This window comes from Bacillus sp. J33 (assembly GCF_000518885.1).
In the GTDB taxonomy this organism is placed as follows: domain Bacteria; phylum Bacillota; class Bacilli; order Bacillales; family Cytobacillaceae; genus Cytobacillus.
Genome location: NZ_JAEL01000036.1, coordinates 1 through 19,498, shown reverse-complemented (window position 1 = coordinate 19,498; position 19,498 = coordinate 1). Strand labels below are relative to the sequence as shown.

Here is a 19,498-nt window from a genome sequence, read left to right as displayed (position 1 = left end):
TCCTGCAAGGAAAAGAACTCATTTTGAGTTCTTTTTTTATCCCCTTATTTAGTATATCGATTGGCATAGCTGGAGGCGACAAACGCTTCCGGCTTTATTTTGGGCTCCAAGCCAATGGATTCTATCCTGGACACCATTTCTGTTACAAACTCCCTCGTCTTATTCCTTTTTCCGGATCCGATATCCATATGCCCCTCCATTGAAAAGGAGCCGCCTTTATAAAGAAATGGCAGAACGATTTCAAACATTTTATCTTTGCGGTCATCTGTAAATAAGGACACCACTTCTTCTGTCAGCGAGGTTTCATATGAGATTCTCTCATGAAGATGCTTCATTTTCCTCGGGATAATTGTTTTTCTAATACATGCCCAAGCGCCTTTCCGCTCATTTTGAATGACAATTCCGGTAATGAACACAGTCCGATTGCAATGAACCTGGGAATCTGTCCCAATCATCAGGCGGAAATTCCCATCGGGATTACGCTTCATAAAAAGTAAGATACGGTTGAAAACCTGTTCAAACGTTAAGTTTCGCTCTTGGAGATTTTGAAATTTATATTCAGCACTCACCTATTATCACCACATTAAGTATTTTGTTTTGGAAATACTGTTCTTCCACAACCTTTAACTTAAGAACTTACATTTTATTATCATTATATTGAGAGCTTTCGAACAAGTTGTTTATTTTTTTGAGAAAATGGTTTTAAGCCATGAAAAAATGATGGATGAATGGGAATTCGAAGGTTGTGAAAACTACAGAATAAAGGAGTGAATTATATGAACAAAACGATAATTTTCATACTTAAATTTGCAGCAAGCCTGATTGCATTTGCCATTGCACTTGATCTATTTTTTGATGCAGCTTTCGCCGATATCGTTTCATTTAGCCTTCTAGTAACAATTATGTCTTATTTGCTGGGCGATCGGATCATTCTTCCGCGGCTGGGAAACCGGAATGCCCTCATTTCTGACTTTTTCCTAGTTTATGCGTCTGTATGGGTTTTTGGAAGTGTGCTTCTAAATAGTTATTTGCAGATTGCATGGGGAAGTTTCATTGCAGCAGGGATTATCACACTTGCCGAAGTATTTGTTCATACCTATATGCTAAACAGGATGGAAATCGCCCAGGACAATAGGCGGAGCGAGTCCGGCATGAACCCGCGACTGGCATACGGAATGGAAATGGCGGAAGAGAAGGAACCAACTAAAGATTGGGAATGAATATGAAATTCGTAAAACCCGATGCAGACTATTTTCAGCTGTGTTGGGTTTTTTCAATTCATTGAGCCAAGAGGTGCAGACAAATTTTTCATTAACTTTAAAGAATGCTTGCTATTTTACGGCCAAACACACAAAATTAATAAGGGCATACTATTTACATGAAGAAGATTACAGCAATATCTGATTTGGGAAAAGAAAGTAGGGTTTTATTTGCAGGAATTTTTAACACTAGGTATTTCAAAAAAGTACACTGATGCATTGCTTAGCCACGGCATAGGCAGGCCAACACCCATTCAGGAGCAGGCAATCCCCGCTGTGATGGGGGGAAGGGATATCATTGCACAAGCCCAGACAGGAACAGGCAAAACGTTTGCTTTTATCCTTCCGATTCTGGAGAAGATTGACCCGGCTGCGCCTCATATCCAGGCTCTAATTGTAACTCCTACGAGGGAATTGGCTATACAGATTACTGACGAAGTTTTAAAACTTGCTTCAGAAGATGATCATATAGATGTTTTAGCAGTATATGGAGGGCAGGATGTGGACAAGCAGCTCAAAAAGCTAAAGAGAAATGTCCAAATTGTAGTGGGAACTCCAGGCCGGCTTCTTGACCATATAAAAAGAGAAACAATTGATTTATCTCAAGTGGATTATTTGGTATTGGATGAAGCAGACCAAATGCTTCACATAGGCTTTCTCGATGAAGTAGAGAAAATTATTAAAGAAACACCTGCCCAAAGGCAGACTCTGTTATTCTCTGCAACCATTCCGGGAGAGATTCGAACACTGGCAAACACACACATGAAAGAGCCGCAGTATATACAAATTGAAAAAACGCAGGGACCTGCCCAGTCAGTCAAGCAAATTGCAATACATACCATTGATCGGGCCAAGCAGGCTGCCCTAACACAAATGATACAAACTCATAGACCTTATTTAGCGGTCATTTTTTGCCGGACAAAAAGAAGGGTAACCAAACTATACGAGGTGCTTAAATCCAAAGGATTTCAATGTGATCAGCTGCACGGGGATCTATCACAGGCAAAGCGTGAACAAGTGATGAAACGGTTCAGAGACGCTGAAATACAGCTATTAGTTGCTACAGATGTAGCTGCGAGAGGGCTTGATGTTGAGGGGGTAACACATGTATTCAATTACGATATTCCCCTGGACCCTGAAAGCTATGTGCACCGCATTGGAAGAACAGGGCGGGCAGGGACAAAAGGTATAGCAATTACCTTTTATTCATCCGCAGACAAGCCTCTTCTTGATGCAATCGAAAAAGGGCTTAACATCAAAATTCCAAAGCAAAACCTTGGCAATATCAAAGAAGATAAAAAGCCTGCCAGTGCATCAGAAAAAAGCAGCCAATCACAAAATCGCCAGCCTTCGTCCAGAAGAAAGAAAAATGAAAGCAAAGAAGATGCAGCCCAAAAAGGCAAAGGCGGCAAACGAACCGATAAAAAGACCAGAAGAGGAGTAAGCAATAAAACAGAAACAATTAATGCACCTCGTTCAGGACGGAGGAAATCACAAGGAAAAAAGAAAATTTCTGCACCTAATTCTTTAAAAGGCAATTCAAAAAGGCGCGGAAGGTAAAAAATGCTTAAAGGAGGAAAAGACCGTGTTGAGAGAACGGATTGAAAAACACCTGAAAGAAAAGAGCAAGGATATATTTAAGGAAGAAAAAGAATATGCCCAAAAGCACCAGCTATTGTCAAATGCTGATGCCTTAGAAATTAAGAATCCTCCTGCCCGCTTTGCAGATGCTTATATCGAGAGAGGGGACAAGGAAACCGAAGAAGTTCTCAGCAGGGAAACGGCTGACTTTTTAAATCAGCCAATTGATTACTTTGTACAAAACATGAAGGAATTTATATACCTTGAATCTGAATGGTTCGATATTATTGGCGCAGACGCCATCTCATTTGAATTCGATGACCTCTTCCGTACCTATGATGTTATGCTTGGACTTAAGCTTCCTAAAAAGAAAGAAGCAGCTATTAGGTCCTATTTAGATAAAACATTACAAGGAGATTCAGCTACATATGATCTAATGTTTAATCAGCAAGATGGGTTATGGGAACTCAATTTCGCTTTGGATCATTTAGAGGGATTTCAAGAAGGTATGACCATCAGTGACGCATACAGTTTAATTTACAGGTATCTGTTCCTTCTAATAGAAACAATTGATGAAGTGGCTGAGAGTTAAAAGGACAAAATTTAAGAGTTGATTATTGAATGACTTAGCGGTTCAAATATGAACTGCTTTTTTTATTTATTTTTTTAAATCATGGATATTTCTTTTTAAAAATCTGCATGATAAAAATTGTTAATAAAAAAAAGGAGGAATTTAGTATGGAAAACCAACCTAACCAAATGCATCAAAATATGCATACAGGAAACATTCCGCAGCAGCTAAATCATGGTGCCCATGAAGTGCTTGATGTTCATGAGGTATTATCAGGGACAATCGGCAATTTGAACACGTACACTTTATTGCGGCAGCATGTACAGGATCAGGAACTGCTAAATATAATGGACCGCCAATACCAATTCATGCAGGAGGAGTACAATATTACGCTGGAATGCTTCCAGACAGGGAAAGATCCTTCTAAACCAACACAAAGCTATAAAATGAACCAGGATAATGATTTTATTTACGGGTTAAAGCCTTCTCAGCCAAAAAAGCCAATTCAATCTGCAGCTGAAATGAATGAAGAAACAGTTTCCGGCTGCCTGATGGGGGCTTTAAAGTCAGCTGCTTCGATGAAAACGATGGCTGCCCTTGAGACCACGAACCCAGTTGTTCGCAGAGTCCTGGCCGATTCAGTGCCAAATTGCATCGAAATGGCCTATGAACTCTCCATATACCAAAATAAAAATCATTATTATCAAGTGCCTCAGTTTACACAGCAGGATATGCAGCAAATGTTAAATGCGTATGCTCCTGCCCAAGGACAAATGCAAATGCAAATGCCAAACAATAATATTCCGCATTAAAAGAGATCCCCTTGGTTCATATTCGCCAAGGGGATCTTACTTTTTTCTGACTGCTTACTTAACATTATCGTTTACGATTGGAGAGCCAGTAGAGGTATGCTGATTCATCCAATTTAGTGATATTCTGGAAACTGTCTGCCAATTTGGAACCTGATCTTTATTTTGTTCAGCCCAACTCATCGCAAATTGGGAATCAATTCCTTTTTCCTCACATTGGTTTAAAAATTCCTGTACTGTTGATTCATTGAAGTTTTCCCAGCTGCCGCAAGTCTTTTGCCAAATCTGCTCAACAGAAGATTGCATTGTTGAATCGGCACCTGTTTTGCTATTTTGGTTTTGCATAAATCACACTCCTTTTTCAATTGACTATATGAAGGCTCTGTTCATTTTGGCATCCTGTTGATTGGAATGGAAAAGCGCGGATCCCCTTGAAGCGGCCTTGGCATTTCCTTTGTGCTGTGTTTATTCGAGCAGCTGATTCAGTGTCCTGCGTAAGGTTTCCTGTCAAAAGTAAGGCCGTTAACACGTTCACATAGGGGAGATCGGACCTCCCGCGGTAATCGATAGACTGAAGAGGAAACCAACAGGCAAATAAACAAAGCCTTATTCAATCTCAATTTCATTATGTCCTAAGTGATTTGAAGCCATGTATACGGCAATAAACTGCTGCTAAATAATACAATTTTTTTTACACTGTTTTCGTAAAGCTTGTTGCTTTTCAGGGCTAATTAAGATTAACCAGCTGAGTTGATTGAAGCGGAGGGCACCTGATTCCTCGAAAATGCAATTTCTTACGACGAGGTAATCTGTCAGGGATGCTTTTCCAATGTCCTTCTCAGAAGAGGGAGATCCCGCGGGCAAAGCCGAGGTTGCTCACATCCCTCCCCAGGGAAAGCTTGAGTGCCCCGTGCTGAAATCAGCGGACAGAACTTATATGCAAAAACAACAAATTAAAATAAGAGAGGAAATCCCTGGGTTAATATCCTGTTTATAGTACCTGATCCTAATTTTAGTGGCCAACCATGACATTTATCATGGTCTGAACATGACACCTATGTCTACAAAGCCTTCTGAAAACCCTTTATCATTAAGTTAACGTCATGATGAAGGGAATTAAAAAATGACTTCTAAACAAAAACAACTCAACTTAAAAAAACAGATGGCACCTTATGAAAAATCAGATTTAAAACGAAGCATCACACAATTAATCAATACTCTCGGACCTTTTTTAATGCTGTGGTTTCTTGCTTATAAAAGCTTGAGCATTTCTTACATGCTGACACTTGGCATATCCGTCATTGCAGCAGGGTTTCTGGTCAGAATTTTTATCATTTTCCATGATTGCTGCCACCACTCCTTTTTCAAAAACCGTACAGCAAATAAAATTGTCGGTACGATTACAGGGATTATCACCATCTTTCCTTATCACCAATGGCAGCATGACCACAACGTACACCATGCAACAAGCGGAAATTTGGACAAGCGCGGGACAGGAGATATTTGGACTTTGACTGTTAAGGAATATCAGGAAGCTTCATTTGCTGCCCGTGCAGCATACCGTATTTACCGCAATCCACTCATAATGTTTGGATTAGGTCCGATTTATGTTTTTCTTCTAAAGAACCGTTTCAACCGGAAAGGCGCTAGAAAAAATGAGCGTATGAATACGTATCTGACAAACGCAACAATTGCTGGTTTATATGCGCTCATGTGCTTGGCAATTGGCTGGGAAGCTTTTCTGATGGTCCAGGGCCCAATCTTTTTAATTTCAGGAGCAGCTGGAATTTGGCTGTTTTATGTACAGCATACATTTGAGGATTCTTATTTTGAAGAAGATGATAAGTGGGAATATGTGAAAGCGGCCGTGGAAGGCAGCTCGTTCTATAAACTTCCAAAAGTGCTGCAATGGCTCACAGGAAACATCGGGTTTCACCATATTCACCATTTAAGCCCGCGTGTACCTAACTATAACCTGGAAGATGCACATTATAATACGGCTGAGCTTCAAAATGTGCCTACAATTACACTTTCAACAAGCTTACAGTCACTGCGCTTCCGTTTATGGGATGAAGAACTGCAGAATTTTACGGGCTACAAGGCTGCTAAAAAAGCTGGCCTCAGCAAAAAGCAAAGCAGTGCAGCCAAAGCTGCCTCTGTAAAGCCTTGACGACATCCTTGGCATAAAACTCCAATATCCTTATTAAAGAACAGCTCCTTTGTGGTATGATGGCAAAGGAGCTGTTTTTATTACAAAAAATAAATGAGGTTTTCATAGATGTTTAAAAAGTACTATACCACCTTAAAAAGCTCAGGAATCTCTCCTTATATTTGGAGTGTCTTTAGCATTTTGCCATTTTATTTCATATTCAGATCCACGTCTAAAATCGAAATTGCTGTGGGAATTGCACTGACGATCCTATTTTTTGTTTCCCTGCGTTTTGCATTCATTTCTCGGCAATGGCCAGTCTATCTTTGGACTGGCATTTTAATCAGCATTTCCATTACCATGGCCATTCTTTTTCAATTTGTTTATTTCGCGTTCTATATCGCCTATTATAATGGACATATAAAAAACAGAATTGCTTTTTTGACCCTTTATGTTATCCATTTGGTCGCTACTACGATTTCAATCAATTATAACTTTGTCACCCAGGTTCCTTTATTTTTGGAGCAAATACCCTTCATTATTATTATCTGGATTAGTGTTATTTTGCTGCCTTTTAACATACACAATAGGAAAAAGCAGGAACAGCTTGAGGAACAGCTGGAAGATGCCAATAAAAGGATTGCAGACCTTGTAAAGCAGGAGGAGAGGCAGCGGATTGCCCGCGATCTCCATGATACGCTTGGCCAGAAGCTATCTCTTATCGGCTTAAAAAGCGACCTTGCAAGGAAGCTGATAGGCAAGGATCCTAACCAGGCAAAGGAGGAGCTTATAGACGTTCAGCAGACAGCAAGAACCGCTTTAAACGAGGTAAGAAAAATGGTGTCGCAGATGAGGGGCATCAGGCTTAAAGATGAAATTATTCTTGTTAAGCAAATTTTGAAGGCAGCTTCAATCGAGTTCATTGGTGAAGAAGATGTAAAATTAACCAATGTTTCTCTCTTTCTTGAAAATATTTTAAGCATGTGCATGAAAGAAGCAGTGACGAATGTGGTGAAGCATAGCAAAGCCACAGAATGCCACATCAGCATAGAACAAACCTGGAACGAAGTAAGAATTACTGTTCAGGACAATGGCATCGGCATGGACCCTGCAGAAGACATTGGAAAGGGCTCAGGTTTGCTCGGTTTAAGTGAACGCCTCGATTTTGTGAACGGAAGCCTTGAAATTACCTCAAATAATGGGACAACGATTATAATGAAAGTGCCAACAGTCGTTAAGCAAACGGATAAGGAGGAGCGGCCATGATACGGATTGTCATAGCTGAAGATCAGCGAATGATGCTTGGGGCATTGGGATCCCTGTTAAACCTTGAAGATGATATGGAGGTTGTTGGAAAGGCATCTAATGGGAAAGAGGCCATTTCCCTTGTCAAAAGCCTTCAGCCCGATATATGCATTATGGATATCGAGATGCCGGAAAAAAGCGGACTGGAAGCTGCAGAGGAATTGAAAGGCTTGGGCTGCAAAGTTATCATACTAACCACCTTTGCAAGGTCCGGTTATTTTCAGCGGGCTCTGAAGGCTGGTGTTAGAGGCTATTTATTAAAGGATAGCCCAAGTGATGAGCTGGCAAGTTCCATTAGGAGTGTTATGGGTGGAAGGCGCATCTATGCACCTGAATTAATGGATGATGTATATGGGGAAGAAAACCCTTTGACAGACCGTGAAAAAGAGGTGCTGGAGCTCATAGCTGATGGCAAAAACACTAAGGAAATCGCCGACAAGCTCAGCATCAAAACAGGAACTGTCCGAAACTATATATCTGCTATTCTCGATAAGCTTGAAGTGACAAACAGGATTGAAGCCATTACCCAGTCCAAGGAGAAGGGCTGGTTTAAATAAGAAAAGAAAATGAAAAAGGACGGCAGCCAAAACTAGGCTTTGCCGTCCTTTTTCATTTTCTTCAGTTCTTCCATCACAGCAAAAGAAAGATCGTCATTTCCGAACATAGAAAGGACCCCCAGCAGAGTCTGGTCAGGCACATCGCCCGCTTCTTCTTTAGGGACTGTCAGGGCTATTGCTTCTTGCAAAGCCTGGTTCTTTGCCTGGCCTGGATAGGCTTTTAAATAGACTTCTTCGGGATCTAAATCATGATTTATGCACCACTGGGCAAAAACAAGAATCATCATTTTTTCTTCGCCCCGATAGTTTTCGATAATCTTTTCTTCTAACTCTTTTTGATTCATCATAATTCTCCTTATGTCTTTATATATTTATTATAAATTTAATCCACCGCTTTTTCACTGTGTAAATTCAATTAAATTCCGAACTGAATTTTCACGTTTTCCGGTTAATTCTAAATTTATTGTCAATTCTTATTGACATTTAATCATGAGGGTATCATAATATTAGAAAAACTTATAAAAAACTTTAACGGATAACTGCGCTACTGCCTTGAAGTAGAAAAGAGCGAAAGGCAAACCTTTTCATTCCTAAGAGAAAACAGCATTAAAGTCCTATGACTAGCAAAAAGCCATTGCTGGATTTTGAAACTGTTTAACATCCATATTGGTTGTTGCCGGGAAGCAAGCCCTTTCGTCCATGCTCGGAGGATGACTGGGCGTTTTTATTTACCCTCTTAAAGAGCAGCAGGAACAGCAGGTATTAGGTTTTTAAATCATCTACAGACGGGGAGTAATGAAAATGACAGAATTTAAAATTGAAATCAATCGCACACCAGAGAAAAAACAAAAACCTCAATTTGACAGCTTAGAGTTCGGCAAAAACTTTACAGACCATATGTTTGTTATGGATTATACAGCCGGAGAGGGCTGGCATGATCCAAGAATCATTCCTTATCAGCCGCTATCACTTGATCCGGCAGCAATGATTTTCCATTATGGCCAAAGCGTATTCGAGGGTTTAAAGGCTTATCTTACAAAAGATAACGAAGTATTATTATTCAGACCCGAAAAGAACATGGAGAGGCTTAATAAATCAAATTCGAGATTATGCATTCCGGAAATTGATGAGGAGCTTGCCCTTTATGCATTAAAAGAGCTGATTGCAGTTGACCGTGATTGGATTCCAAATGTAGAGGGAACCTCACTATATATTCGCCCGTTTGTAATTTCAACTGAACCATATTTGGGCGTTGCACCATCAAAAAGATATAAATTTATCATTATCCTATCTCCTGTTGGCGCCTACTATAAAGAAGGCATTAACCCTGTAAAAATCGCCGTCCAAAGTGAATATGTCCGTGCGGTTAGAGGGGGAACAGGAACAGCCAAGACTGGCGGAAACTATGCAGCCAGTTTAAAAGCACAAGAGCTGGCGAGCTTATCTGGATACTCCCAAGTTCTATGGCTTGACGGAAAAGAAAATAAGTATATTGAAGAAGTAGGAAGCATGAACATCTTCTTTAAAATCAACGGGGAAGTTGTGACACCTGAATTGAACGGAAGCATTCTAGAAGGGATTACCCGCAATTCTGTACTTGAGCTGCTGAAGCATTGGAATATCCCGGTATCTGAGCGAAGAATATCTATTGAGGAGATCTATCAGGCACATGCTGAAGGCCTTTTGGAGGAAGCCTTCGGTACAGGTACTGCCGCTGTAATCTCTCCAATTGGCGAGTTTTTCTGGAACGATAGAAAGATTGTAGTCAATAAAGGGGCCACAGGTTCATTATCAAAGAAAATTTACGATACATTAACAGGGATCCAAAAGGGAACTGAACCGGATCCATTTGGCTGGAGTGTAAAAGTGGGTAAAAAAGAAGCTGCTGCTGTAAAATAAATAAAAATAAAAGGATCGGCAAAAGGCCGATCCTTTTATTTTTCAGGCATGAAATCCTTCGAAATTGGGAATACAAAGTACAGACCCCTATTTGGAGAGGAGATTAAAAATGGATAAGATTGAAGTCGGCGAAATTTTTACGATTAGTGATGAAAACGGGCAGGACATGGAAGTGGAAGTACTTGCATCTGCAGAAGTAGATGGCAGCAGCTATGCAGCTGTCAGTTTTGTCGAAGATTTGGAAGAGGACACCGAAGAAGATATTGATGTTTTCTTCTTAAAGCTTGATGAAGATGGTGATTTTACTCCTATTGAGAGTGATGAAGAGTTTAATAAGGTCTCTGCCGTTTTCGATGAAATGATGGATCAAGAATAGAAGAGAAGGGGGGTTCCTTCTCTTTTTTATGTACAAAACGGATGGAAAAATAGGTGAAAGTATGAAAATATTATGCATTGATGGCGGGGGTATAAGGGGGGTTTTTGCAGTAAGTATTTTAAAAGCCCTTGAGGATGAATATAAACAGCCTGCTGGGGGCTTTTTTGATATGATCGCAGGAACCAGTACAGGATCGATCATAGCATCTTCATTAATCATGGGAAAGCAAATGAACGAAGTTTTAAGCGGCTATAAAGCTTATGGAAAAAAAATCTTTGTAAAGCAGGCAAAGGTCGGTCTCTTTAAAAGCGTATACAGTGATAAATATTTGCGGCGCTTTTTTCGGAAAGCATTTGGGGAGACAGAACTGTCCGAAATAAAAAAGCCGCTATTAATTCCCGCTGTAGACGTTACTCATGGCAAACCATTTGTACATCGTTCCAATTATGGCCACCCTGGAAATGATAGCCTCTCCATGAAGCTGTGGGATGCCGTTCTTTCTTCCTGTTCAGCACCTGTTTATTTTCCTCCCAACAATATCAGCAACAGCTACTTATCCATTGATGGCGGGCTTTGGGCTAATAATCCATCGCTTGTGTGCATCACAGAAGCCATGCATCATTTTAATGAAGAGCTGCAAAATATCAAAATCCTTTCCCTTGGTACCGGGCTTCAAAAAATTGATTTTACCATCGATCAAGATAAATACTGGGGAGTAAAGCATTGGCTGCCTTTCAAGCTGCCATCCATGAAAGTTACTCCGAAGCTGTTGGACCTTGCCCTCCATTTATCGTCAGAATCTGTTACATATCATTGCCAGCATCTATTGGAAGGAAATTATTTGCGCCTAAATGAAGAGCTGGGAGAAGAAATGCCCTTTGATGACACTACATTTGTTGATGAACTGACTATGCTTGGAAAAAAGGTTTATGAGGATAGGCGCGAAGAAATAAAGGAGTTTTTGCTTACATAGGTAGACTTGCCGGACTATTTGCGTGAATTGATCAAGGTAATTGAGAGCAGATAATAGACAAAAGGAGCAAGGGGTTTCCCTGGGCTCCTTTTTATTGTACGTCTGCCTTTACTCAGAATTTTTAATAGAATAATACTTTATGTGGTCAATTTCTGTGTTTTTAAGAACACCAGCCATTGCTCCTGCAAGGCTATATGAACCTTTAGCATCCAGGCCCACTTCCCAGATCATCATGCCGCCAAATCCGTTATTTAAAGCCAGATTCGTTTTCTTTTTCATAGTGGCTTCACCATTATAGTAGTATGTGGTCCCGTTCATGCTGATTTTGTCCCTGCCGGCATTTTCCGGATTTCGGTTAATAATCGCTTCATATGATACCTGCTTTATTGCCGGGTCTTCAGGCTGTGCATACAATGGGACACCAAGAACGAGCTTATCCTTTGATATATTGTGTGAATCAAATAGATTTGCCCAATAGTTTACGATGTTCTCTGCAAAAGAATATGGCGACAGGTTGGAGGCATTATACCCGCCGTCCCACTGGCCATCATAAGCCATGACATTAACATAATCAACATTCTTGAACATGGAAGGTTCGTATATGACAAATCCAGTCTCAGTACCTGTTACACTATGAATCTTTGCATGGACAGCAACAGAAAGTTCTTTTTCATTTGCTTGCAGTACATTGCTTAGATCGTGAATAAAAGCAGAAAGGTATTTTGCATCCATCTCTGAACGGGGATGTTCAAAATCAATATCAATGCCATCAAGATTTTCCCTTTGGACGACACCGGCAAGTTCATTCACCAGCTTGTTCCTTGAAGAAGCATTTGCTATTGCTGTCTTAAAATATTCATATGATTCTCCGCCATGAATATGGAACCAGCCGCCTACTGCCAGGATCGCTTTGATTTCATGTTTATGTGCATTAGTGACCATTTGGCGAAGATTAGCCATCGCAGTATCGCCATTAAAAGATAGGCTGCCGTCCTTTTCCGGGTGGGCAAACGAAAAGATAACATGGGTCAAATTTGAATAATCTACATCATTCGGATCTCGATAGTCCTGTACATATCCAATCAGCACCTTTGAAGGCAGGTCCGGTAATTCAGGGGCATTCTTTTTAACAGGGCTTTTCGCAGATTGCGCTGCTGTCTTTGCGAGTTTTATAGAATGGGGCTGAATATTGCTTTTTGCATAAAAAATGCCAGCAGCAAAACCGCCTATAAAAATGACGGCAATTAATATGACGACTTGGTATTTTTTCTTCTTCATTAAAATTAACCTCCGACCTTCAATCCCTTAAAAGTGTATCAAAAAAGGAAGGAGGCAGGAGATGGTAATATCTTGCTTACATACCATCACAGCAGCTAATGTCCATACTCTACATAGAACCTGCAAAACAGTGAACGAATATATTCCCAGCATATGATGTTCATCACATATCAAACTTTTCTCCTATGTTACATTGCTAATAAGAAGTATTTTCGAACCTTATTCTTTCATGTTTGGTTTATAGGAGGTATGGACATTGAGCGAAATGATAAATAACCGTGAGCACCAAATTAAACACAGCAAACAGATTCAGATCAACGGAGACAATTCTGCACTTGCCAAACCAGAAGAACAGCCAGGCCATCCCGTACACACCTTTATCCGGGAAAACAGGGAAATTGATAAGCATCTGCGCGAAAACTTGAAGGTCCATCTGGAAGCATTTATTAATAATGATAACGAGATGAATGTATATAAACTTCTGGAAGATTGCACTCTATTGCTTGACCTTGATAAGCATTACAGCCGCAAGGAGAATTTGCTATTTCCTTACTTGGAGAAGTATGGAATATACGGCCCAACAAACAATATGTGGAGAATTGATGACTTTATCAGGGACGGCATTAAAGAAGCCAAACGGCTGCTGGCAAATTACGATGGAGACAAGCAGCAGGTAATTAATGAAGTGCAGTTTATCTTTAATGAAGTTCGTGCCATGATATACAGGGAGGAACATATACTTTTCCCCATGGCGTTAAAAAACTTGACTGAAGATGAATGGGTAAAAATTGCACATGAAAGTGATGAAATTGGATTTTGCCTGACAGGCCCTGAAGCAGAATGGAAGCCCGAGCGGAAGGCCATCGGCGATAAGGCGATTTCTGAAGGATACATCAAAATGGAGACAGGCATTTTATCATTAGGGCAATTGGAACTTCTTATGAATCACCTGCCTGTCGATATCACCTTTATTGATCACGAAGATGTAGTCCGCTATTTCTCACATGGAAAGGAAAGAATTTTCGCCAGGACCAAAGCTGTTATCGGGCGTACTGTGCAAAACTGCCATCCGCCACGGAGTGTACATGTAGTAGAAGAATTGCTGGAGGATTTTAAATCAGGCCGTAAAGATTCCGAGGATTTTTGGATCAAATTTAAGGATAAGTATATTTATATTCGGTATTTTGCTGTCAGGGACGAAAACGGTAAATACGTTGGCACCCTGGAATTCACGCAAAATATAGGCCCTATCCAGGAAATTGACGGGGAGAAAAGGATCCTATCCTAGCATCCAAAAAGCTAAAGAGCTCTTGATGAGCTTCTTTAGCTTTTTTTGATTTTCGATGGGTTATTGATTTTATATGAAACAGGCACTTCTATAATAAATTGTGCATCACAGTCTTTCCCTTTGGGCAGTTTCTTTTTGACGATTTTTCCATCAAATTCAAGACTGTCACCTGGCTCCAAATCATACTTCTTCAGCGTTTTCGAGTGGGAACACCACGCAAGGCCTACTTCAATAGGGTCTTCCTGCTGAATGGCGACCTCCTCAAGAACCACTACTTCATCATTATCTTCATTAAAATGGTTCCAGCTTAAAGCAATTTGCTTAACTTTCGCAGTAAAATGAACCTTTTCTGCAGGAAGATCCAATGCCGGCTGCTTTTCTTTCTTTGCATTTTTGGCAGCAGGCTTTTTCTTTGTTTTGGTATCTTCAGCATCCTTAGGGAGAGCGGCTGGTTTATTTTCTTTATTTTTGGAAGAAACCGATGCTGGTTCACCCATATCAGCAATCATTGCTTTACCATAGCTCGGAGACTGCATTTCTTTTAAATAAGCTGGGTGTATGCAGCTTAGATTGCCGTCCTGGAATTCAATTACAATCGTATGAAAGTCGCCAGAATCTCCGTAAGCTTGATAACCTTTAATCTTAACAAGACGCTGATGGGTTTTTTCTTTATACCAGAATTCCTTCTTTACTTCTCTTGCAGCCGATAATCCCCATCCCCGAACCATCTCTTCATAATGGGCATCATCTTTAAAGGTTTCGTATTCACCTTTCGGAGGAAAATATGAAGTGTTTGCATCTTCAACATGAGGCAGAATAATAGCCAATCCGTCCACATCCTTTCATTCATATTTTAAAGGCCATTTTAGATAAAATCAAAAAAGATGAAGGTTTTTGCAGATAACTTTTGAATATAATTAATAATAGAATGACAGCTTTTTCTGTAAAGGAGTTAAAAAGATGATTACATACAAAAACAGAAATGAAGTACCGGAGAGTGAAAAGTGGGATCTAAACGATATATATCCCAGTTTGGAGAAATGGAAGGAAGACTATCGGCAGATTGAAACTATAGCTGAAAAGCTAAAGGAATTTGATGGACAAATCACAGATGGGGCATCTTTGTACAAGTATCTTGTGCAAAAAGAGAAGCTTTCCTACTTATTTAATAAGCTTTATGCCTATGCCATGCTGAAAACGGATGAAGATACGAGGGTGACCGAATCACAATCTTATGTAGATAGAGCAAAGCAGCTAAGCGTGAAAATCAGTGCATCCACTTCTTTTTTTATGCCTTTTCTCTTAAGCCTGGAAGAGGATGCGTTAAAAGGCTATATTGCTGAAGAAGAAGGATTGAAATACTTTGAGGAAGACCTGCTTGAATCCTTCCGCTACAAACCGCATGTCCTTAATAAAGATAAAGAAGAAATCCTATCACAACTGGGGGAGGCTCTATCAGCACCAAGCCACACCTTTGGCATGATCAATAATGCAGATATTAAATTTGGTGAAGTAACCGGTGATGATGGAGAAAGAGTTGAGCTGACCCGCGGCATGTATGCCAAAATCATGGAAGATGAAGACCGCTCAAAGAGGAAGGAAGCATATAAGGCTTATTACCAGCCTTATATACAGCTAAAAAACTCCATTGCATCTACTTTGTCGGCAGCTATCAAAAATAATGTGACGATGGCAAAAATCCGAAATTATCCTTCCGCACTTGAAAAGGGATTATTCGGAGACAAAGTGCCAAAAGAAGTATATGAAAACTTAATTGAAACAACAAAGAACAATATCGGGCCTATGCATCAATATACTAAAATCCGCAAGGAAAAGCTTGGCCTTGAGGAGCTGCGCCAATATGATCTGAATGTCCCTTTAGTAAGAGGCGCAAAGCCGGCCATAACTTACGAAGAAGCCTATGAGACTATGTGCAGGGCCTTATCTCCATTAGGAGAGGATTATATCAGTATCTTAAAGGAATTTAAAACGAAACGCTACATTGATGTCCGCGAAACGCCTGGGAAACGGTCAGGCGCTTATAATTTAGGAATTTATGGTGTTCACCCTTATATATTGCTGAATCATCGTGATGACCTTGACAGCTTATTTACGCTTGCACACGAATGCGGCCATGGCGTACACAGCAAATTGAGCTCACAGCATCAGCCGCAAATCACCGCCCGCTATAGCATCTTTGTGGCTGAAGTGGCTTCAACAGTAAACGAAGTATTATTGATCAATTATTTATTAAACAATGAAAAGGACGAAGATGTGCGGAAACATCTCCTAAACCACTTTATTGATCAATTTAAGGGGACTTTTTTCACGCAAGTCATGTTTGCCGAGTTTGAAATGAAAACACATGAAATGGCGGAAAAAGGACAGCCTCTTAATGCAGATGTATTCAATCAAATTTATGAGCGCTTGTTCCGGGAATATAATGGGGAAGAAATCGTTTTTGATGAAGAAGTAAAATTTGGCTGGTCAAGAATCCCTCACTTCTATAGACCATTCTATGTATACAAATACGCAACAGGATTTGCATCAGCCATTCATCTGGCAACTAAACTTCTTGACGGCGATAAAGCAACGCTTGAAAGCTACCTCGAGTTTTTAAAAAGCGGAAGCTCGGATTATCCGCTAGATTTATTAAAGAAAACAGGAGTCGATCTGACAACATCATATCCAATTGAAAACTCACTGAAAAAGTTTCGTGAGCTTGTAGAGGAATTTGGAAATCTATAAACATGGTAACAGGCTGCTTCCAAAATGACTGGTGGCAGCTTTTTGGTTTCTGAGGGAAACAAATAATGGACAGAAGGAAATATTCCTGCAATAATTGATGCAGACTTTTAATAGAGAGACTTTATAATTGAATTATTATGGCAAAGGATGAAATCATGAAAGTACTTCTGGCAAGCCCGAACTTTCACCAGGCTAGAGGCAATACCGTTACCGTCCAACGGATTTCCAACGGACTTGAAAAGCTCGGCAATGAGACAGAAATTATTAATATGACTGAAAACAGCAGACTGGAAAACTTGCCGCAAGCTGATATCGTACATGGTTTCCATGCTTACCGGTTTGGAAAGTTTATTGAAAAACTCGTTAAGAAACCGGAAACCTACATGGTTACAATGACAGGAACAGACTTAAACGTGGATCTTTTTAATAAGGCAAAAAGACCGGATATTATCCAAACACTAACCCATGCATCAGCCATCCATGTTTTCGATGAAGAAGCCAAACAGGTACTGTCCAAAGAGATTCCTGAAATAAATGAGAAAATTTTTGTTATTCCACAGGGCACTGTAAAATTTCCTGATACTTCATTCGATTTCAGAAAGGAGCCTGACACCTTTTTATTCGTTTTGCCAGCAGGCATCCGCAAGGTGAAAAATGTGCCATTCGCCATCAAGCAGCTCAAAGATCTCCATAAAAGGCAAAAAAAAATTCGATTGTGGGTGGTTGGCCCTATTATCGAAGAAGATGAGGGTCTATACGTTTCAAAGCTGGCAGAAAAGAATAAAGAATGGGTTCAATACCTTGGACAAGTGCCTCATGAGTCGATGGGAGGGATCTATAAGCAGGCAGATGCTGTTTTAAATACATCCCATTCAGAAGGCCAGCCTGCTGCGATTTTGGAAGCAATGGATTACAGCCTTCCCGTGCTGGCGTCCAATAATTTAGGCAACAGAAATATTATTGCACATAATGAAACCGGCCTAATCTATACTAATCCGGTTGAATTTCTTGATTATGCAGAGAAACTAGTGAATAATAACGAATTGAGGATAAAAATTGGACATGCTGCTAAATTCTATGTAGAGTGCAGCCATTCTTCAGAATATGAAGCAAAGACATTGCAAAAAATCTATAAGTCCATTTTAAAAAAGTCCCGAAGGATTCCGAATTCTTCAAATGAGTAAATACTAAATCAGCAAGGGGAGAAAAATATGTCTAGAGAAGAAATTGTTAAATTAACTTCTTTATCTACGAAAGGCGGCTGAGGATGCAAAATTGGTCCTGAGGACCTGGCGCAGGTTCTGCGTCATTTGCCAAAGTCTGTACCTGACCCAAACCTGCTTGTAGGATTGGATACTTCAGATGATGCAGGCGTTTATAAAATTAATGAAGATACTGCACTTGTGCAAACACTTGATTTCTTCACTCCAATCGTTGATGACCCGTATATGTTTGGGCAAATAGCTGCCGCGAATTCCTTGAGCGATATTTATGCAATGGGCGGAAAGCCAATTACAGTTATGAATATTGTCGGTTTCCCAATTAATAAATTGGATAAAAGCATTCTTGCAGACATTTTAGCCGGTGCATCCGATAAGGTTAAAGAATCAGGTGCTGTGTTAGTCGGAGGACACTCCATTGATGACCAGGAACCAAAGTTCGGCTTATCCGTTACTGGAACAGTCCACCCAGAGCGTGTAAGAACAAATTCAGGAGCCAAACCTGGTGATAGACTCATTTTAACTAAGCCAATCGGCGTTGGGATCCTTACACAAGCTATTAAAAGAGATATGCTTGATCAGGAAAGCATTGACCGTGTTATGAAGGTAATGGCTGCACTAAATAAAGAAGCAGCCGAAGCAATGGATAACTATAATGTGAATGCCTGCACAGATATTACTGGCTTTGGATTGCTTGGACATGCCATGGAGATAGCGGAAGGCAGCTGTACAGGCATTACAATCGACAGCAACGCAGTTCCTATCCTGCCAAAGACACGTGAGCTTGCAGAGCAGAACATCATTCCTGGCGGCTCTAAGAAGAACCATAAGTGGCTGTCCGGACGTATTCACTATGAGAATATCGATGAAGCAGACCAATGGATCCTGTGCGATGCAATAACATCAGGAGGCCTGCTTATCACTGTTCCGGAAGCAGAAGCAGAAGCACTCCTCAAAGAGCTTCACGAAAAAGGCGTACAGTCAGCTGCCATTATTGGAAAAGTGACAGACGAACAGCCTGGATGCATTACGGTTATCTGATAAAAAGGACTCGCAAAGGGTCCTTTTTATCATAACTTTAACATCATAAAGGTCATAATTGTTTGTTGTTTTCAGGATTACTAAGGTTAATCAACTGGCAGAATTTATAAATAAACAACAATTTATGATAAAATGGCCTAATTTTTAAAATGAAGGTAGTGTCAAAAGATTTATGAAAACTACCTAAAGGGTTAGTTTCTCTCCTATTTACTGGATGGAGATGCGCCGCAATCGCTCTTGACAAACACGCCAATGGTTTGAGGATTGTTTAACAAGGGCGAAGGGAACAAAAGAAGGCATACCAAATAAGCCCTTGGTTGTTTCCATTTTAAACCATTGGCAAGTTCGGTTTGTCAAGAGTTCGCTCCGCCGATTGCTGAATTAGCTTAAGGGCTCAGCTAAACAAAAAGTTAGGCTTGTCTTTGTTCTACTATCCATTGTTGT

Annotated in this window: 19 protein-coding genes; 14 read left to right on the top strand and 5 right to left on the bottom strand. The window is 40.3% G+C overall.

Annotated features, from left to right (window positions below; translation table 11 throughout):
* Positions 1-44: 44 nt before the first annotated feature.
* Positions 45-569 (bottom strand): ribonuclease H-like YkuK family protein, encoded by a 525-nt coding sequence (locus L634_RS0112635; protein ID WP_026582769.1) that lies wholly within the window; start codon positions 567-569, stop codon positions 45-47.
* A 207-nt stretch (positions 570-776) separates the two neighbouring features.
* Between L634_RS0112635 and L634_RS0112630 the strand changes: the two genes are divergently transcribed.
* The 4 genes from L634_RS0112630 (at position 777) to L634_RS0112615 (ending at position 4,223) form a co-directional block, all read left to right on the top strand.
* Positions 777-1,220: a YndM family protein gene (locus tag L634_RS0112630; protein ID WP_026582768.1), complete on the top strand. Its 444-nt coding sequence runs from the start codon at positions 777-779 to the stop codon at positions 1,218-1,220.
* Positions 1,221-1,430: 210 nt separating this feature from the next.
* Positions 1,431-2,819: a DEAD/DEAH box helicase gene (locus L634_RS0112625; RefSeq protein ID WP_026582767.1), complete on the top strand. Its 1,389-nt coding sequence runs from the start codon at positions 1,431-1,433 to the stop codon at positions 2,817-2,819.
* A 25-nt stretch (positions 2,820-2,844) separates the two neighbouring features.
* Positions 2,845-3,432: a hypothetical protein gene (locus tag L634_RS0112620; protein ID WP_026582766.1), complete on the top strand. Its 588-nt coding sequence runs from the start codon at positions 2,845-2,847 to the stop codon at positions 3,430-3,432.
* Positions 3,433-3,578: 146 nt separating this feature from the next.
* Entirely contained in the window at positions 3,579-4,223 is a 645-nt protein-coding gene (locus L634_RS0112615) for a spore coat protein (protein ID WP_026582765.1), read from the top strand.
* Between the two features lie 54 nt (positions 4,224-4,277).
* Here L634_RS0112615 and L634_RS0112610 read toward each other — a convergent pair whose 3' ends face one another.
* The gene (locus tag L634_RS0112610) at positions 4,278-4,565 is read right to left on the bottom strand and encodes a hypothetical protein (RefSeq protein WP_026582764.1); all 288 of its coding nucleotides are present in this window, start codon (positions 4,563-4,565) and stop codon (positions 4,278-4,280) included.
* Positions 4,566-5,343: 778 nt separating this feature from the next.
* On the opposite strand from L634_RS0112610, the gene L634_RS0112600 reads away from it, so the two are divergent.
* The 3 genes from L634_RS0112600 to L634_RS0112590 all read left to right on the top strand — a co-directional run bounded on the left by L634_RS0112600 (position 5,344) and on the right by L634_RS0112590 (position 8,231).
* The gene (locus L634_RS0112600) at positions 5,344-6,390 is read left to right on the top strand and encodes a fatty acid desaturase (protein WP_026582763.1); all 1,047 of its coding nucleotides are present in this window, start codon (positions 5,344-5,346) and stop codon (positions 6,388-6,390) included.
* Positions 6,391-6,498: 108 nt separating this feature from the next.
* A complete protein-coding gene (locus L634_RS0112595; protein WP_026582762.1) occupies positions 6,499-7,635 on the top strand; it encodes a sensor histidine kinase in 1,137 nt (378 codons plus the stop codon).
* Positions 7,632-8,231, top strand: coding sequence for a response regulator transcription factor (locus L634_RS0112590; protein WP_026582761.1), 600 nt, complete (start codon positions 7,632-7,634; stop codon positions 8,229-8,231). Before L634_RS0112595 ends, L634_RS0112590 begins: the two co-directional genes overlap by 4 nt.
* A gap of 32 nt (positions 8,232-8,263) precedes the next feature.
* Here the strand turns inward: L634_RS0112590 and L634_RS0112585 are convergent, their stop codons facing one another.
* Positions 8,264-8,575: a hypothetical protein gene (locus L634_RS0112585; protein WP_026582760.1), complete on the bottom strand. Its 312-nt coding sequence runs from the start codon at positions 8,573-8,575 to the stop codon at positions 8,264-8,266.
* A 457-nt stretch (positions 8,576-9,032) separates the two neighbouring features.
* Between L634_RS0112585 and L634_RS0112580 the strand changes: the two genes are divergently transcribed.
* From L634_RS0112580 to L634_RS0112570, 3 genes are all read left to right on the top strand, one after another.
* A complete protein-coding gene (locus L634_RS0112580; protein WP_026582759.1) occupies positions 9,033-10,130 on the top strand; it encodes a branched-chain amino acid aminotransferase in 1,098 nt (365 codons plus the stop codon).
* Between the two features lie 109 nt (positions 10,131-10,239).
* On the top strand, positions 10,240-10,506 hold the full coding sequence (locus L634_RS0112575; RefSeq protein ID WP_026582758.1) for a DUF1292 domain-containing protein: 267 nt from the start codon (positions 10,240-10,242) through the stop codon (positions 10,504-10,506).
* A 61-nt stretch (positions 10,507-10,567) separates the two neighbouring features.
* Positions 10,568-11,479 (top strand): CBASS cGAMP-activated phospholipase, encoded by a 912-nt coding sequence (locus L634_RS0112570; protein ID WP_034262631.1) that lies wholly within the window; start codon positions 10,568-10,570, stop codon positions 11,477-11,479.
* A 108-nt stretch (positions 11,480-11,587) separates the two neighbouring features.
* On the opposite strand, the gene L634_RS0112565 is transcribed toward L634_RS0112570, so the two are convergent.
* The gene (locus tag L634_RS0112565) at positions 11,588-12,757 is read right to left on the bottom strand and encodes a glycosyl hydrolase family 18 protein (protein ID WP_026582756.1); all 1,170 of its coding nucleotides are present in this window, start codon (positions 12,755-12,757) and stop codon (positions 11,588-11,590) included.
* A gap of 256 nt (positions 12,758-13,013) precedes the next feature.
* On the opposite strand from L634_RS0112565, the gene L634_RS0112560 reads away from it, so the two are divergent.
* Positions 13,014-14,045, top strand: a complete 1,032-nt coding sequence (locus tag L634_RS0112560) for a DUF438 domain-containing protein (protein WP_026582755.1) — start codon at positions 13,014-13,016, stop codon at positions 14,043-14,045.
* 35 nt (positions 14,046-14,080) lie between these two features.
* Here L634_RS0112560 and L634_RS0112555 read toward each other — a convergent pair whose 3' ends face one another.
* The gene (locus L634_RS0112555) at positions 14,081-14,872 is read right to left on the bottom strand and encodes a hypothetical protein (protein WP_026582754.1); all 792 of its coding nucleotides are present in this window, start codon (positions 14,870-14,872) and stop codon (positions 14,081-14,083) included.
* Between the two features lie 133 nt (positions 14,873-15,005).
* Between L634_RS0112555 and pepF the strand changes: the two genes are divergently transcribed.
* The 3 genes from pepF to selD all read left to right on the top strand — a co-directional run bounded on the left by pepF (position 15,006) and on the right by selD (position 19,054).
* Positions 15,006-16,793: an oligoendopeptidase F gene (gene pepF / locus L634_RS0112550; RefSeq protein WP_026582753.1), complete on the top strand. Its 1,788-nt coding sequence runs from the start codon at positions 15,006-15,008 to the stop codon at positions 16,791-16,793.
* Positions 16,794-16,948: 155 nt separating this feature from the next.
* Complete coding sequence (locus tag L634_RS0112545; RefSeq protein WP_026582752.1) at positions 16,949-17,977, top strand: glycosyltransferase; 1,029 nt, start codon at positions 16,949-16,951, stop codon at positions 17,975-17,977.
* 27 nt (positions 17,978-18,004) lie between these two features.
* The gene (gene selD, locus L634_RS0112540) at positions 18,005-19,054 is read left to right on the top strand and encodes a selenide, water dikinase SelD (RefSeq protein ID WP_198029760.1); all 1,050 of its coding nucleotides are present in this window, start codon (positions 18,005-18,007) and stop codon (positions 19,052-19,054) included.
* Positions 19,055-19,498 lie beyond the last annotated feature (444 nt).

Bases quoted from the DNA above. Each gene is read 5' to 3' on its own strand.
- L634_RS0112630 (WP_026582768.1), top strand. From the start codon at position 777: ATGAACAAAACGATAATTTTCATACTTAAATTTGCAGCAAGCCTGATT.
- L634_RS0112615 (WP_026582765.1), top strand. From the start codon at position 3,579: ATGGAAAACCAACCTAACCAAATGCATCAAAATATGCATACAGGAAAC.
- L634_RS0112610 (WP_026582764.1), bottom strand. From the start codon at position 4,565: ATGCAAAACCAAAATAGCAAAACAGGTGCCGATTCAACAATGCAATCT.
- L634_RS0112600 (WP_026582763.1), top strand. From the start codon at position 5,344: ATGACTTCTAAACAAAAACAACTCAACTTAAAAAAACAGATGGCACCT.
- L634_RS0112595 (WP_026582762.1), top strand. From the start codon at position 6,499: ATGTTTAAAAAGTACTATACCACCTTAAAAAGCTCAGGAATCTCTCCT.
- L634_RS0112590 (WP_026582761.1), top strand. From the start codon at position 7,632: ATGATACGGATTGTCATAGCTGAAGATCAGCGAATGATGCTTGGGGCA.
- L634_RS0112585 (WP_026582760.1), bottom strand. From the start codon at position 8,575: ATGAATCAAAAAGAGTTAGAAGAAAAGATTATCGAAAACTATCGGGGC.
- L634_RS0112580 (WP_026582759.1), top strand. From the start codon at position 9,033: ATGACAGAATTTAAAATTGAAATCAATCGCACACCAGAGAAAAAACAA.
- L634_RS0112575 (WP_026582758.1), top strand. From the start codon at position 10,240: ATGGATAAGATTGAAGTCGGCGAAATTTTTACGATTAGTGATGAAAAC.
- L634_RS0112570 (WP_034262631.1), top strand. From the start codon at position 10,568: ATGAAAATATTATGCATTGATGGCGGGGGTATAAGGGGGGTTTTTGCA.
- L634_RS0112565 (WP_026582756.1), bottom strand. From the start codon at position 12,757: ATGAAGAAGAAAAAATACCAAGTCGTCATATTAATTGCCGTCATTTTT.
- pepF (WP_026582753.1), top strand. From the start codon at position 15,006: ATGATTACATACAAAAACAGAAATGAAGTACCGGAGAGTGAAAAGTGG.
- L634_RS0112545 (WP_026582752.1), top strand. From the start codon at position 16,949: ATGAAAGTACTTCTGGCAAGCCCGAACTTTCACCAGGCTAGAGGCAAT.